The sequence below is a fragment of the Flavobacterium rhamnosi genome (genome assembly GCF_048286515.1).
Lineage (GTDB): Bacteria > Bacteroidota > Bacteroidia > Flavobacteriales > Flavobacteriaceae > Flavobacterium.
Genome location: NZ_JBLVPS010000014.1, coordinates 1 through 13871 on the forward strand (window position 1 = coordinate 1; position 13871 = coordinate 13871).

Consider the following 13871-nt stretch of genomic DNA (forward strand, 5'->3'; position numbering starts at 1 on the left):
CGCCATTGCTCAGCCAATGTGTACATCTGTTCTTGTTGATTCATGTCTAAAATTTTGAATCAGCAAATTTAAACTAGATGATTTATGAATCAAAGATGCTTTTAGTGGGACCAATACTGCACAACTTCCTCTTTTATTGGTACAAGCTGAAAATTATTTTTATATGTATTTATGGCTTTGTTGATTGTTATCCTTTTTATCCAACCTTCAAAAGAACCTGTTTTTTTGAATTGCTTAATGTTGGTGAATATGTCAATAAAAGCGTTGTGTAAATTATCTTCTGCTTCCGCTTCATTTGTGCAATACTTTAGACTCAGCACAAAAAGATTCTTTTTATACAGGTTGTATAATTCCTCTTGTGCTTTGCTGTTTTGCTTAATGCAACCCTTTATAAGTTGGTCTAGATTCAATAAACGACAGTGTTAAATAGTCTTAAATGTAGCAATTAATCTTTATTCGATAGTGAATTTCTATTTTTAAATAGGAGTGTGTAATTTTACTAAAAAATAATATTCAGCACTATCAGTCGTTGGGTTTCTTTTGCATATTTGGAAATTATAAGGTTTATTTTTTTTATTATTTTCTAAAAATTTATTTGATCATAAGCAACATAAGCTCCTGAAACACCAGATTGAAATTTCAAATCAGTAGGCTCTTTAAAAAAATCATAACTTATCCAGCAATACCCTTTGTCTCCCCAATTTGTACCCCAAGAATTTACAACTTTAAAAGCATTTAATTCGTCATTATAGCCTACAATCAACATGGCGTGATTTCCGTACGCTTTGGTATAGTCATATTTTTCATAGATGTACAGGTTGTCCGCTTTTCTTGGAAGATTATTTGTGAAATTCTGATCTATCTTAATCGCTATAATTATTGGATTTTCCTGATGGATTAAAGTTTTTACTATATCTAAAAATGTATAAGATTGATTGTTCTTGGTAAATGAATTAACTCTGTATGATTTTGAGATGGTATGTCTTAATGCGGATTTAAACAGTGTTGGATGTGGCTTCCTACTGCAATCATCTGGATTGTAGGGGAATTCAGCCCATGTGTTTGTACCTTTTGTTTTTAAAACATACAAGGCATCTTCTATACATGATCCGGCACTACAGTCCTTTCCTGCTTTAGAATAATTGTATACAAAAGCCGGGCTCATAACATCGCTATAAGTTAGAAATTGATATCTGTTTTGTATTTTTTCATGATAGCTTTTTAGATAATAAGTAGTCGCAAATGCAACGCAACTACCTTGGTGTCCTTGACTTCTTACAGGCGGCATAAGAGACGATAGATCATATTTGGGGGGTATATTTAGATCTGGAAGAATAGAATCCAGGAGTTTGGGACTTTCGGCCTCTCCTGTACAAGTTCCAATATTACAACCCGTTGATTTTGGATCATTAATGGAGATGTCTTCTTTTACTTCCTTTGTAATTAAACCGACTGGCTCATTATCGCAGCTTATAAAAAGCAGTATAACAATTGTTTTAAATAATAAGTTTGCACTATGTCTCATTTGTCTGGAATTTAATGTTTTGCCATTTTGCCTATGATTATGGTACAGGAATGTGTTAGATACAAAGTGATTTAGAGGCTTGTATTTATCTAATTTTATATTCCTTTATAATTAGTAGTCACTATAAATTAAAAAGGTTGCGTGAAAAAAAATAAAAACTCCCAATACAACAGATGAATTGGGAGTTTAAGAAGGATTATTTTTTATTTTACTTCGAAACTTTTTTTTAGGGATATCGGAACACCTTTTTTCGTAAAGCCTTCAAGGACTATTTCAAAATTACCAGTAACATCGGAAGTGTAAAATGATACAGTGTTTTCTTTCTCTGCTATATTTAGTTCAGGCATCCATAGTAGTTGGTGTCTGTAATCGGGAATTCTTTGGGATAAAGTACCAGAAGCATAATCGGGGCTGAAATATACCTTCTTAATTGTTGGCCTTTGAATGTCAATTTTTTTAATATAGTCCCCGGAGGATTTTGATATAAAATTATTGTTTTTTGTTTCAAAACTTATAAGACCACTAAACAGATTTGGTCCATATACGTATCCTTGATTTATAAGACTAACTTTATAAATAGTACTCATGTTAATATCAAAAAGTTCATTTACATCTTTAATGGCTAATCCATCTACCAGAACTAGGGGGAGACCATAAATTTCAAGATCTTTAGAATTATCTCTTAAATGCAGGGAGTATAGATCATTATTCTTTTTAAAATAAATTTCAATTAAAACTTCTATAATAGTTTCCTTTAAAGTGGGGAATCTGGTGTAGTCATCAAGAATATACGCTTTCTCTATGGTATGAAAAAAGGGAGTCGTTTTAGCGTTTGGTGCTAAGCTGTCTTTTTTTAGATGATAATAGGCATTTTCTATTTGATTTGCCACAGAACGTTCTTCAATAGCAGTAGTGTTATGTGCTGTTAAAATCAGTTCAGAAGGAAAAAGTAATGATGAAGTATCGAATTTTGGCAATTCATCTAAATGTATGGTATAGTCATCCCGATTGTCTTCTAGAACTTGAATAACACAGTTTGTTTGGTTTGGATTTTTATCAAGGAGGAAGGTAAACTTTCCAGACCGATTTGTTTTTGCTATTTTGAAAGCAAATGATTCTCCAGGTAATGAAAGTGCAACGGATTTATCATTTAAGTCTGCATTTTCTTTTTTGGAGGTAATTGAACCAGAAATTAATTCCGCTCTAAGTTCTGGAATAAAAAAAAGAGAGTCTTTTGTTGTAGCTGGATTTGGTATGCTGGAATTGTCTTTTACAAATTCTTCAGCGGTCAATTGCAGTTTTGTAGGAAGTTCGTCAATTTTTCTTATGGCAATAGAATAATTACCTTTTTCTATTAATGATTTTATTTTTAAAGTAACTTTTTCTCTGGTTTGATAGCTTTTTTTATCTATTTCAAAGGCAACTTTTTCCGTAAAAACCGAATTTGCACTTTTGGAAGTTTGTTTTTCATATTCATTATTTTTTAGGGATACAACCGTGCTGTTTTTTTTGTTACCGCCTTCTTCTTGATAGGGTTGAAATGGGTTTATTATGGCAATGTCAGTTTTGAAGATATTTGTTAATGCGTTGTTTAGATTCCATTTAGTATAGGCTACTAGTTTGTAATTTCCTGTTTTTAGTGTTGTAGGTATAAAATAATCGCCTTGACCTGTTCCATTTTCTAAATAAATTTTGCTTTTAGAAATAGTTTGTTTGTTTTGATCAATAAGTTCAACGTATGCTATTTTGCTAATTGAACTGGTTGAATTATTAACGGGATTTAGGCAATATAATTTATAAAGCAATGTTTCTCCAGTGATGAAAGTTGTAGCATTTGAATGAAGAAATATACTTTCCCGCATTGACTTATCTAAGCTTTTACTCTCGTTTAATGAAATGTTGTTCTGAGCTATCGCAAAAGAATTGCTAGCTGCCAGAAAAGCTAAAATGAAAAGGTGTTTTAATTGATCCAAAATGAAGGTATTTTGTTAGAAGAAAATGTCGTGCAGTCTCCGCATGCTGGAGGAACCATTTTATAAACCTGATAAATACTATTGGTGTATAGGTAGTTGTCTAAATAAAGCAACTGGTTCGTTTCAATGTTTGAAAGAAGGATAGCCCCTTTGCAATCTGGATTTGCGCTTTCAAAACAGAATACCCAGTTTCGTATTTCGCATTCCTCTTTATAGGGAGGAATTGGTTCATTAGGAAATAAATCTTTATAGTTGAAGAAAATTCTTTTTGATGAAACCGAGGAAACCTCAAAAAAGCCTATAATTTTCTCAGTGGGATTGTTCAATGCGTTTATATTACCATAGAAGAATCCTGGCTGATTTTGTGAAAGAATACTTTCTGATCCTGATAACTCATTTAATGTTTTGTAAAAGGTGTATGCTTCTAAACTTTGAATGTATTGTCTGACCAAAATACTGTAGCGGTGGGAAATAATGTAATTTTTATTGCTTATAAAACGCACCGGAAAATTAACGCGATCTTCACTAAGTTCATTGGTAGTTGTCAAAAGAATCTCCTTTGAATAATCGGTGCTGTAACATGTTTTTGATTCTCCTGTTCTTGGAATAAGACCTATTTCTCTATGCCCGCCAATTTCTATTGGTGGTAGTAGGATGGCTGTGTCGGGATCCCATAGAGGAGTGATTATTTTGTAGGTTTCATCGTATTCATATCTGTAATATTTTGAGGTTCGGTTCGGATCATAGCTGCTTACATTAATTTGAACACCTTTTTGTTCTTGTTTAGTCTGTACCGTTGCAGTTATATTTTCAATTTCATTAACTGCAGTCAAAGTTTCCGAGGTAGAATTATAAGAACTTCCATCTCTTGTAGTGAAATTTAGTTTGTATTTTCTTCCCTGTATGGCCTTAAACTCGGTTGTAGAAACATAAATGCTATCTTCTTCTTCAAATTGGTACTGGTTTCCTTCATTATCTGTTATGGATACATCTGCACCAGATTCAAATGTTGGTCCACTTTCTTCAAGTCGGAAAGTTCTTGAGATTTTTATATTTTGTTTTTTTAATTCATTAGTTATTGTGGCCTCTACAACAAGCGCATTTTCAAAGTTATTCGTTTGCAATATATATTGTTCTGTGCAGCCATTTATGGCAAAGCACAATAGTAGTATGGGAAAAATTTTATATATAAATAATTGTTTCATGGTTTTAATAACGTGTTTTTTAATTGATCCAAAATGGGGGAACAATGTTGGACGAAAAAGTTGTACAGTCTCCGCAGGGAGGCGGGACCATCAAAAATTTAAGTCCTTCGCTCGCAAAATGCACCAGAGTATTAGATCCAATGGCAGAGATTAATGCAGCTCCCTTGCAAGGTGGATCCCCAAAACAAAAAACAAATTCTCGTTCTAAACAGTCCATAAAATAAGGTGGCAAACGTTCCCCTGGAAATAAGTCTTCATAATTAAAAAAGATTCTTTTTGAAGAAACAGAGGAGACCTCAAAAAAGCCAATTACCTTCTCATTGGGGTTTTCCAATGATTTTATATTGCCATAGAAAAAACCAGGTTGATTTGGAGATAGTATGCTTTCTGAACTTGATAACTCTTTCAAAGTTTTATAATAACTATAGGAATTTAAAGTTTGAACGAATTGTCGAACTAAAATGCTATACCTGTGCGTTATAATATAATTTTGATTGCTAATGAAGCGGATAGGGTAATTTACTCGGTCTTCGCTAAGATCACTTGTCGTTTTTAAAATTATATTGTCAGAATTTTTTGTTGTATAACAAGTTTTACTTTCACCTACTCTTGGCAGAATCAGAATACCTTCATGTGCTTCTCCAGGCAGCGGTGGGGTTAATCTGGTCATTTCATAGTCCCATTGTGGTGCAACTATTTTATATGTTTCTTCATATTCATATCTATAATATTTTGAAGTACCAGTTGGATCATAGCTATTTACATTTATTTGTACACCCCTTTCTCCATCTTTACTGGTGACGGTCGCGATTACATTTTCCATGTTGTTTACTGTGGTTAAAGTTTCAGATGATGAGGAGTATGATCTTCCGTCTTTTGTAGTAATGTTTAATCGGTATACGCGTTCCGGTACTGCTTGAAATTCTGATTTGGATAAGTATGTGCCAGATTGTTCTTCAAATTCATATGAATTACCCGAATTGTCCGTGATATTAACATCTGCACCAGATTCAAAAGTTGGCCCATTTTCTTCAAGTCGATAGGTTTTTGAGATTTTTATTTCTTGTTTTTTTAATTCATTAGTTATAGTGGCCTCGATAACCAGTGCGTTTTCAAAGTTATTGGTTTGTAATGCATATTGTTCTGTACAGCTATTAATAATAAAACTCAATAACAGTAAAAAAGATATTTTATATAAAAATGGTTTCTTCATGGTTTCTAAAACTTAAAATTATATGTAATACTTGGTATTGGAATAGAGAATATTGATGTTTTGTAAGCTTTCACTTCTCCTTTGTCTGTCACGAAATAGATAGAATAAGGATTATTTCTCCCTAAAACATTATAAACGGATATATTCCAAAAACTATGTGCTAATTTTTTTAATTTGTGATTTCCTTCAATGTTAAGACCAATATCTAATCGATAGTAATCGGGTATTCTAAATTTATTTCTATCACTATATAGCGTATATTCAGCATTGCCGTAAGTATAGGTACCTATTGGATAAGTTATAGGCCTTCCGGTCTGATAAATGAAATTACTTGACAGACTGTAGCGCTTTGTGAATTTGTAATTTAAAACAGCACTAAAATCATGTGGTTTATCAAAATTTGTAGGGAAGTAGTCTCCATTATTTACTTTTTCTTCATTAAACTGGCTGTCTAATTTAATATATGTTCTCGAGTAGGTATAGCCTAACCAGCCATTTAGTCTTCCGACTTGTTTTTTAAGTAATACTTCGATTCCAAAAGCTTTTCCTTCTCCTTGTAAAAGCTCGGTCTCGATATTCTCATTAAGAAGTAATTCTGCTCCCACTTTATAATCCAATATGTTTTTCGATTTTTTATAATATCCTTCTAAACTAAGTTCCAGAATGTCTTTGTTCATGTTTTTATAAAACCCTAAGGAGTACTGATGAGCACTTTGTGGTTTTACATTCAAATCAGAAAGTTTCCAGGTGTCAGTTGGAGATTGTGTAGTATTGCTGGATAGTAGATGAATATATTGAAACGTTTTATCATAGCCGGCCTTAACCGAAAAATCATCGGTTATAAAATAGCGTGCAGCAATTCTAGGTTCTAGTCCGCCGTAAGTTTTGATAACTTCATTGTTCTTGAAATTTTTGGTTTCAACAACCGTCGCGTCATTCATTGGGAGATCACTTTCGTAAATTCTTTGTGAAGATTTTCCTAAAGCAGCATAAAAAGAGTAGCGTAAGCCTAAATCAATCAATAATTTTTCGCTTACCTTAAAATTATCAGATACATAGATAGCAGATTCTAACCCCTTTTCTTTGTCAATGTTTATAGGAAGTAACAATGATTCAGGATCTTTAGGATCTAATGAACCAGGATTAATACTGTAGGCTTTACTAGATATACCATAATTAAATTTATGTTTTTCACTGAATAAATAATTTAGCTTTAACATAACTTGTGTTTCATTTATTTTATAGCCAAAATCAAATGAATTTGGTTCTTCCGTTTCGTAATCGATATTGAATTTGTATGCGCTATTTGTAAAAAGTAATGTGCCTTTGTTCTTTTCGTTAAACGAATGATTCCATTTTAAAGAAGCCAATCTATTGCTGTATTTATACAAGGAATCTGAAGATATACTAAAGGTGTCATTGCTGTAGTATAAAGTGGATTCGAAGTCATTATTTTTATTTATTTTATGGTTGTATTTTAGTATACCATCATAAAAGGAGGCTTGGCTATTCTTTAAAGACTCTTCGTCTAAACTTCTTAAAATCCAGCCTGAATACGTAGCTCTGGCTCCCATAATTAAACTTGATTTTTCCTTAACGATGGGGGTGGAAATACTGATGTTACTTGTAACTGGTCCGATTCCGCCTTCTCCGTTGAATTTGTCTAAACTTCCGTTTTTAGTTTCTATGTCAAATACAGATGATAAACGTCCTCCAAACTCCGCTGGAATGCTCCCTTTATAAATGTCAACTTTTTTAGTGGTGTAGGGGTTTAACGCGGAGAAAAAGCCAAAAAAGTGAGAAGGATTATATAAGACGGCATCGTCAAGAAGTATTAGGTTCTGGTCTTCTTTCCCTCCTCTAACATTAAATCCTGCAGATCCTTCTCCAGCTGTTTTTGTCCCTGGTAATGTTATAGCCACTTTTAGTAAGTCCCTTTCGCCAAGAATTAACGGGATGTTTTTTATTCCTTCAGAATCAATTGTAGTTACGCCTGCTATGACAGATCTTACGTTTTTATTTGAATTGCTTTTTACAATTACTTCGTCAAGTTGGTTGATATTATCTGAAAGAATAAGGTCAAGTGTCCCATCACCGTATGTCATTATTTTCTTGGAAATTTTATTGTATGAAAAAGTTTCGGTTTCTATAGTATTCAAACCTGCTGGCAGTTTTAAAGTATAATAACCGTTTTTATCAGTAATAGCAGTTTCTTTTTGGTTCAGGACTTTAACGATTACATTCGAAACTGCTTCTTTGTTTTTTTTGTTTTTTATATATCCAGAAAGTGTATATAATTCTTTCTTCTTGTTTTTAGATTCTTTACCTATTAGAACAATGTTGTTGTTTTGTGTATTGTCATTTTTTACATTTAACTTTTTTGTCGCATCATATTCTTTATAAAAAACAGGTGTTTCTAAAATTTCTTTTTGTTCTTGCGAATTTTTTGCTGGGTTTGAACCAAAATAATTTTCAGCTAATTTATCATATATAATACTCTTGTGAGTTAGTATTACTTTGTCTTTAATTAGAAAAAAATTGAGATCTGTATCGTTAAAAACATCAAAAAGAATAGTGCTAATTGCTGTCTCTTTATACTGTCCTGAAATCAGAGTGCTGTCATTTGCGAACCATTCAGCATCGAAATAAAACTTATATAAGGTTTTGTTTTCAATGTTTTCTATAACTTTTTTCCGGTTGATATTACTAAATTCTATCGATATTTTATCCGTTAGAGCTTGGGATTGTATAGATTGCTGTAAAGTTAATACAAGTAGTAAGAGTAAAAACTTTCTCATTTATTTAAGGTTTTTATTAGAGAAACTATCGATTTGCTTTATTAAATTTTCCATGAATTGTTTTTTATCTGATTTTTCTATTCCTCTGTTTATGTAATAAAAATTACCGATTGCTTTTTTATATTCAGGGAATAGCTGTTTTATTTCTTTTTCAGAATCAATTTTTTGGAAGGTGTTTTTGTATTTTAGTACAAATTCATTGTTTTCAATATAATCGCTGTAAAAGCCATCAAAATAATAGATTTCTTTCCTGTTTTTGTGATGTTTTATATACAATTCCATACCGTTTCCAACGAAGTTTTCTTCATAATATCCAGTAATAAAATCGGGTAAGTTATCTGCTTCAAAACTCAAATTAATAAATTTTTTGTTTCTAATGAAAAAGAAATCAACTTTGTCTCGAATGAGATTTATAGCTAAATTATCAGTTTGTTTGTTTAGTTTAAATATTACCTGGTCTTCAAGGATGTCATATTTTAGTTTAACATCAAAATAAATTTGGTTTTCGTAACTTATATTTCCAATGCTGAATTCGTCAATATAATACCTGTTTTTATTAGTGATTGTTCTGTATGGATTACTATGAAGAGGACCGTTATTAATATTCAAATTTTCCTTTCCAATAGCATTATCAAACCAATCGTACAGATTTGTTTTTGCATTTGTTTGACTATGGGCAACTGGATAAAAAAGAAGAATTGTAAGAAATGATACTAAATAATTTGATGTTATTCTTAATTCCATTTTGTAGGTTTAATTTTAATTAAATCTCAAAACTACATAATTTATTCATAAAAACCAGATTAATTCAACATATTTTAGTTAAAATGTTTTATTTTTTTATAACGTTTTTGGTGCGTAATTAATAGAAAACAAAAATCCCGTTTCAAATACATGAAACGGGATTTTCTATAAATAAACCTTTAGTAAACTAAGATCTGATTACTCTTTTTTCTCCTCACGTGGAGGTCTTGGCAAAAGTGCTTTTCTTGACACTTTTTCTTTTCTTGTTTTTGGATCCATACCTAAGTATTTAACTTGAAAAACATCACCCATTTTTACAACGTCAGAAACATTTTCAGTGCGTTCCCAAGCTAATTCAGATACGTGAAGTAATACTTCATTTCCTGGTGCTGCCTGGTATTCAACCACAGCTCCAAAATCAAGCATTTTAATTACTTTTACATCATATGCGTCACCGACAACTGGTTTGAAAGTCAATGAGTCAATTTTACGTAAAACTGCTTCGATTCCATCAGGATCAGTTCCAAGAATTTCAACTTCACCTTGTTCATTCACTTCGTTGATTACGATAGTTGTTCCTGTAGATTTTTGTAATTCTTGAATCACTTTTCCTCCAGGTCCAATTAACGCGCCAATAAAGTTACCAGGAATAGTTACTTTGATGATTTTTGGAGCATATTTTTTAACAGTTGGTCTTGGCGTAGCCAAAGTTTCTGTTATTTTTCCAAGGATATGCAAACGACCATCACGAGCTTGAGCTAATGCTTCTTCCATGATGTTATAAGCCAATCCTTCGATTTTGATGTCCATTTGACATGCGGTAATTCCATCTGCAGTTCCAGTCACTTTAAAGTCCATGTCTCCTAAATGATCTTCATCACCTAAAATATCAGATAACACAGCAAAACGACCTGTTTTGTCATCAGAAATTAAACCCATTGCAATACCAGAAACTGGTTTGATCATTTGAATACCAGCATCCATTAATGATAATGTTCCAGCACAAACTGTTGCCATAGAAGAAGAACCGTTAGATTCTAGTACTTCTGAAACAATACGGATTGTATAAGGACAATCAGCAGGAATCATGTTTTTCAAAGCACGTTGTGCTAAGTTTCCGTGACCTACTTCTCTTCTGGAAGTTCCTCTTAAAGGTTTCGCCTCTCCTGTAGAGAAAGGAGGGAAGTTATAGTGCAAGTAGAATTTTTCTTCACCTTGTTGCGATGGAGAGTCAATTTGGTTGGCTTCTCTTGAAGTTCCTAAAGTAGTTGTAGCCAATGCCTGCGTTTCTCCTCTTGTAAAAATTGCAGAACCGTGAACTGATGGTAAATAATCTACTTCAGCCCAGATTGGTCTGATTTCGTTCGTTTTTCTTCCGTCAAGACGTAAACCTAAATCAAGGATTACATTACGAACTGCTTCTTTACTTGATTTTGAAAAGTATTTAGAAACTAAATCGCCGTTTTCAGCTAATTCTTCTTCAGTAAATAAAGATTTTACTATTTCTTTTACTTCAGCAAATTGAGCTGTTCTTTCATGTTTCGCCGTTCCTTCTTTTGCAATTGCGTAACATAAATCGTAAGATGCCTCTTTTACCTTCGTATAAATAGCTTCATCTTCTTTTTCTTGCTCGTACGTTCGTACTTCTTTTTTACCAAAAGCAGCAACTAATCTTTCCTGAGCTTCGATTTGAATTTTAATGGCTTCGTGAGCAAATTTGATCGCTTCAACCATTTCGTGTTCTGAAATTTCTTTCATCTCACCTTCTACCATTGCGATAGAGTCTTTTGAAGCTCCAATCATCATGTCAATATCAGACAATTCCAATTGGGTACGACTTGGATTGATGATAAATTTACCGTCAACTCTAGCTACACGAACTTCAGAAATTAATGTTGAAAATGGAATATCAGATAAAGATAAAGCTGCCGAAGCTGCTAAACCTGCTAATGCATCTGGCATAACATTTTCGTCATGAGACATCAATTGAATCATCACTTGCGTTTCTGCGTGATAATCATTTGGAAAAAGTGGACGCAATACACGGTCAACTAATCTCATAGTTAATATTTCACTATCGCTAGGTCTTGCTTCTCTTTTGAAGAAACCACCTGGAAAACGTCCGGCAGCAGCAAATTTTTCGCGATAATCTAATGTTAAAGGCAAGAAATCAATTCCTGGACTTGCTTTTCTGGCAGATACAACTGTTGCAAGCAACATAGCATCTCCCATTTGTACTACTACAGATCCATCGGCTTGTTTTGCCAATTTTCCTGTCTCGATTGAGATGCTTCTGCCATCTCCTAAATCGATAATTTCTTTTGAAACTTTTGGAATCATAATTTTAATTCTCTTAGATTAAACAATGGGTTCTAGTTGTGTTGTAGTTGTTGTTGTGCGTAGTTAATGCCTAAAACCCAATGAAAAACCAAACTTTTTTATTGTTGTATATAAAAACAAAAAGAGGCACTTTCGCACCTCTTTTATATTGATTATTTTCTGATATTCAATACTTTGATAATTTCACGGTATCTGTTGATTTCTGTTTTCTTCAAATAATCCAACAAAGATCTTCTTTTACCTACTAGTAATACTAATGAACGCTCTGTGTTATAATCGTGACGATTTTTTTTCAAGTGCTCCGTTAAGTGGCTAATTCTGAAAGTGAACAAAGCAATTTGAGCTTCTGATTTTCCTGTGTTTGTTTTTTCTCCGTGTTTAGCGAAGATTTCTTCTTTAATCTCTTTAGTTAAATACATTCCAATATTTGTTTAATGATTTTTATGTATGTCATACATCTATTGTAAGACGGGTGCAAAGATAATCTTTATTTTTAAATCGGCAAGGTAAATTTCGTTTAACCTTTAAGAATTTAATATTCAGCATATTAAACGGTATACAGTTTTGCTACTTCCTGATTCACAAATTCCAAAAAGCGTTCGTCATCTTGAGTGAATGGATCTAATACATGACTATCGATATCAATTTGTCCAATATTTTCTCCGTTTACAAAAAGCGGAACGACAATTTCTGATTTTACTGTAAAACTACAGGCGATGTAATTGTCTTGTGCCGCAACGTCAGGAACGACAAAATTTTCATTAGAAACGGCCACTTGTCCGCAAATACCTTTTCCAAACGGAATTACAGTATGATCTGTTTCTGCTCCTACATAAGGGCCTAAATGTAGTGTTTTGGTTTCCTGATTTGCAAAATAAAACCCTACCCAATTGTAATATGCAACAGAGTCACTAAGAAGCTGACAAACAGATAAAAGCTTTTCGTCTTTTGAAAGTGCTGCGTTTGATGTGATTTCAGTTACTTTTGGTTGTAATGCTTGAAATTTCATGTTTTTATTTTTATTTATGCAAAAGTATTTAAAGCCGGTTTTAAAAATTATATAAATTTGTTAAAAAATAGATTTTGAAAAAATATTTTATTCACTACAAACCTTTTCTGATTTTTTTGGGTACCTTTTTTTTGGTGTATATTGTTCTTACTGTTTTGTATCAGGCATATCTTAGTAGTTTTGGAGAAAATAAACTGGATGCTATAACTAGAATGGTTGGAGAAAATATAAATCAATTGTTTCAACTATTTGACGCTAATTTTAGAATTGAAGAAAATGAATCGCAATCTTTTATAAAGTTGATTTATAACCAAAAATATGTAGCAAGAATTATTGAGGGATGTAATGCTGTTAGTGTGGTTATCTTGTTTATCTCTTTTGTAGTTGCTTTTTCTGGGAAATTAAAGCCTACACTGCTTTTTATTTTTGGAGGGAGTCTTTTTGTTTATGTGTTGAATGTAGTTAGGATAGCAATTTTAAGTGTGCTGATGTTTCATTTTCCAAAACAAGAACCATTTTTGCACGGAGTGCTTTTTCCTTTGTATATTTATGGTGTGGTTTTCATTTTGTGGTTAATTTGGGTACGTAAATTTTCAAGATATGCTTCAAAAGATATTAAATAATAAAGTTAGACTAGTGCAATTCGTTTTTTTGGTTGCATTGTTAGTGCTTGTTCGTGCATTTGAAGGTCAATTGTTTTACGATCCTTTTTTGGATTACTTTAAAGGGGATTTTAATAATTTGCCGTTGCCTAATTTTAATTCATTTCAATTATTTTGGGGATTATTGTTTCGTTATACATTAAATACGGGTATCTCATTGGGCATTATTTATGTCCTTTTCAAAGACATAGCGATGGTGAAATTTGCCTTTGTTCTGTATTATTTTTTCTTTATGATTTTAATTTTTTCTTTTTTTTACATAGTGTACTATGCTGGAGATCACAATAATTTATTTCTTTTTTATGTACGTCGGTTTTTGATTCAACCCATTTTTATCCTGTTATTTGTTCCGGCATTTTACTATCAAAAGCAATATAAGTAATCTTTTTTTTATATCTTTAA

12 protein-coding genes are annotated in these 13871 nt (G+C 32.3%); 2 read left to right on the forward strand and 10 right to left on the reverse strand.

Going from position 1 to position 13871, the window contains the following annotated elements; translation table 11 throughout:
• Nucleotides 1-101 precede the first annotated feature (101 nt).
• The 10 genes from ACNQGN_RS12090 to ACNQGN_RS12135 all read right to left on the reverse strand — a co-directional run bounded on the left by ACNQGN_RS12090 (nucleotide 102) and on the right by ACNQGN_RS12135 (nucleotide 12807).
• Nucleotides 102-410 carry an RNA polymerase sigma factor gene (locus ACNQGN_RS12090; protein ID WP_417988090.1) on the reverse strand — a complete coding sequence of 103 codons (309 nt, stop codon included), beginning with the start codon at nucleotides 408-410 and terminating at the stop codon, nucleotides 102-104.
• Nucleotides 411-583: 173 nt separating this feature from the next.
• Nucleotides 584-1525, reverse strand: coding sequence for a C1 family peptidase (locus tag ACNQGN_RS12095; protein ID WP_417988091.1), 942 nt, complete (start codon nucleotides 1523-1525; stop codon nucleotides 584-586).
• 203 nt (nucleotides 1526-1728) lie between these two features.
• The gene (locus ACNQGN_RS12100) at nucleotides 1729-3498 is read right to left on the reverse strand and encodes a hypothetical protein (protein WP_417988092.1); all 1770 of its coding nucleotides are present in this window, start codon (nucleotides 3496-3498) and stop codon (nucleotides 1729-1731) included.
• Complete coding sequence (locus ACNQGN_RS12105; protein ID WP_417988093.1) at nucleotides 3486-4703, reverse strand: DUF4249 domain-containing protein; 1218 nt, start codon at nucleotides 4701-4703, stop codon at nucleotides 3486-3488. Before ACNQGN_RS12105 ends, ACNQGN_RS12100 begins: the two co-directional genes overlap by 13 nt.
• 19 nt (nucleotides 4704-4722) lie before the next feature.
• On the reverse strand, nucleotides 4723-5916 hold the full coding sequence (locus tag ACNQGN_RS12110; RefSeq protein ID WP_417988094.1) for a DUF4249 domain-containing protein: 1194 nt from the start codon (nucleotides 5914-5916) through the stop codon (nucleotides 4723-4725).
• 5 nt (nucleotides 5917-5921) lie between these two features.
• Nucleotides 5922-8714: a TonB-dependent receptor gene (locus ACNQGN_RS12115; RefSeq protein ID WP_417988095.1), complete on the reverse strand. Its 2793-nt coding sequence runs from the start codon at nucleotides 8712-8714 to the stop codon at nucleotides 5922-5924.
• On the reverse strand, nucleotides 8715-9458 hold the full coding sequence (locus tag ACNQGN_RS12120) for a hypothetical protein (protein ID WP_417988096.1): 744 nt from the start codon (nucleotides 9456-9458) through the stop codon (nucleotides 8715-8717).
• A gap of 198 nt (nucleotides 9459-9656) precedes the next feature.
• A complete protein-coding gene (locus tag ACNQGN_RS12125; protein ID WP_417988097.1) occupies nucleotides 9657-11798 on the reverse strand; it encodes a polyribonucleotide nucleotidyltransferase in 2142 nt (713 codons plus the stop codon).
• A 152-nt stretch (nucleotides 11799-11950) separates the two neighbouring features.
• Nucleotides 11951-12217 (reverse strand): 30S ribosomal protein S15, encoded by a 267-nt coding sequence (gene rpsO / locus ACNQGN_RS12130; protein ID WP_066079886.1) that lies wholly within the window; start codon nucleotides 12215-12217, stop codon nucleotides 11951-11953.
• Between the two features lie 128 nt (nucleotides 12218-12345).
• A complete protein-coding gene (locus ACNQGN_RS12135) occupies nucleotides 12346-12807 on the reverse strand; it encodes a GAF domain-containing protein (protein WP_417988098.1) in 462 nt (153 codons plus the stop codon).
• A 74-nt stretch (nucleotides 12808-12881) separates the two neighbouring features.
• Between ACNQGN_RS12135 and xrtF the strand changes: the two genes are divergently transcribed.
• Together xrtF and ACNQGN_RS12145 are read left to right on the forward strand one after the other, a co-directional pair.
• Nucleotides 12882-13430, forward strand: coding sequence for an exosortase family protein XrtF (xrtF, locus tag ACNQGN_RS12140; RefSeq protein ID WP_417988099.1), 549 nt, complete (start codon nucleotides 12882-12884; stop codon nucleotides 13428-13430).
• Entirely contained in the window at nucleotides 13408-13851 is a 444-nt protein-coding gene (locus ACNQGN_RS12145; RefSeq protein ID WP_417988100.1) for an exosortase F system-associated membrane protein, read from the forward strand. Before xrtF ends, ACNQGN_RS12145 begins: the two co-directional genes overlap by 23 nt.
• Nucleotides 13852-13871 lie beyond the last annotated feature (20 nt).

Coding starts and splice junctions, on each gene's coding strand:
- ACNQGN_RS12095 (WP_417988091.1), bottom strand. CDS start 1,525: ATGAGACATAGTGCAAACTTATTATTTAAAACAATTGTTATACTGCTT.
- ACNQGN_RS12105 (WP_417988093.1), bottom strand. CDS start 4,703: ATGAAACAATTATTTATATATAAAATTTTTCCCATACTACTATTGTGC.
- ACNQGN_RS12110 (WP_417988094.1), bottom strand. CDS start 5,916: ATGAAGAAACCATTTTTATATAAAATATCTTTTTTACTGTTATTGAGT.
- ACNQGN_RS12115 (WP_417988095.1), bottom strand. CDS start 8,714: ATGAGAAAGTTTTTACTCTTACTACTTGTATTAACTTTACAGCAATCT.
- ACNQGN_RS12120 (WP_417988096.1), bottom strand. CDS start 9,458: ATGGAATTAAGAATAACATCAAATTATTTAGTATCATTTCTTACAATT.
- ACNQGN_RS12125 (WP_417988097.1), bottom strand. CDS start 11,798: ATGATTCCAAAAGTTTCAAAAGAAATTATCGATTTAGGAGATGGCAGA.
- rpsO (WP_066079886.1), bottom strand. CDS start 12,217: ATGTATTTAACTAAAGAGATTAAAGAAGAAATCTTCGCTAAACACGGA.
- ACNQGN_RS12135 (WP_417988098.1), bottom strand. CDS start 12,807: ATGAAATTTCAAGCATTACAACCAAAAGTAACTGAAATCACATCAAAC.
- ACNQGN_RS12145 (WP_417988100.1), top strand. CDS start 13,408: ATGCTTCAAAAGATATTAAATAATAAAGTTAGACTAGTGCAATTCGTT.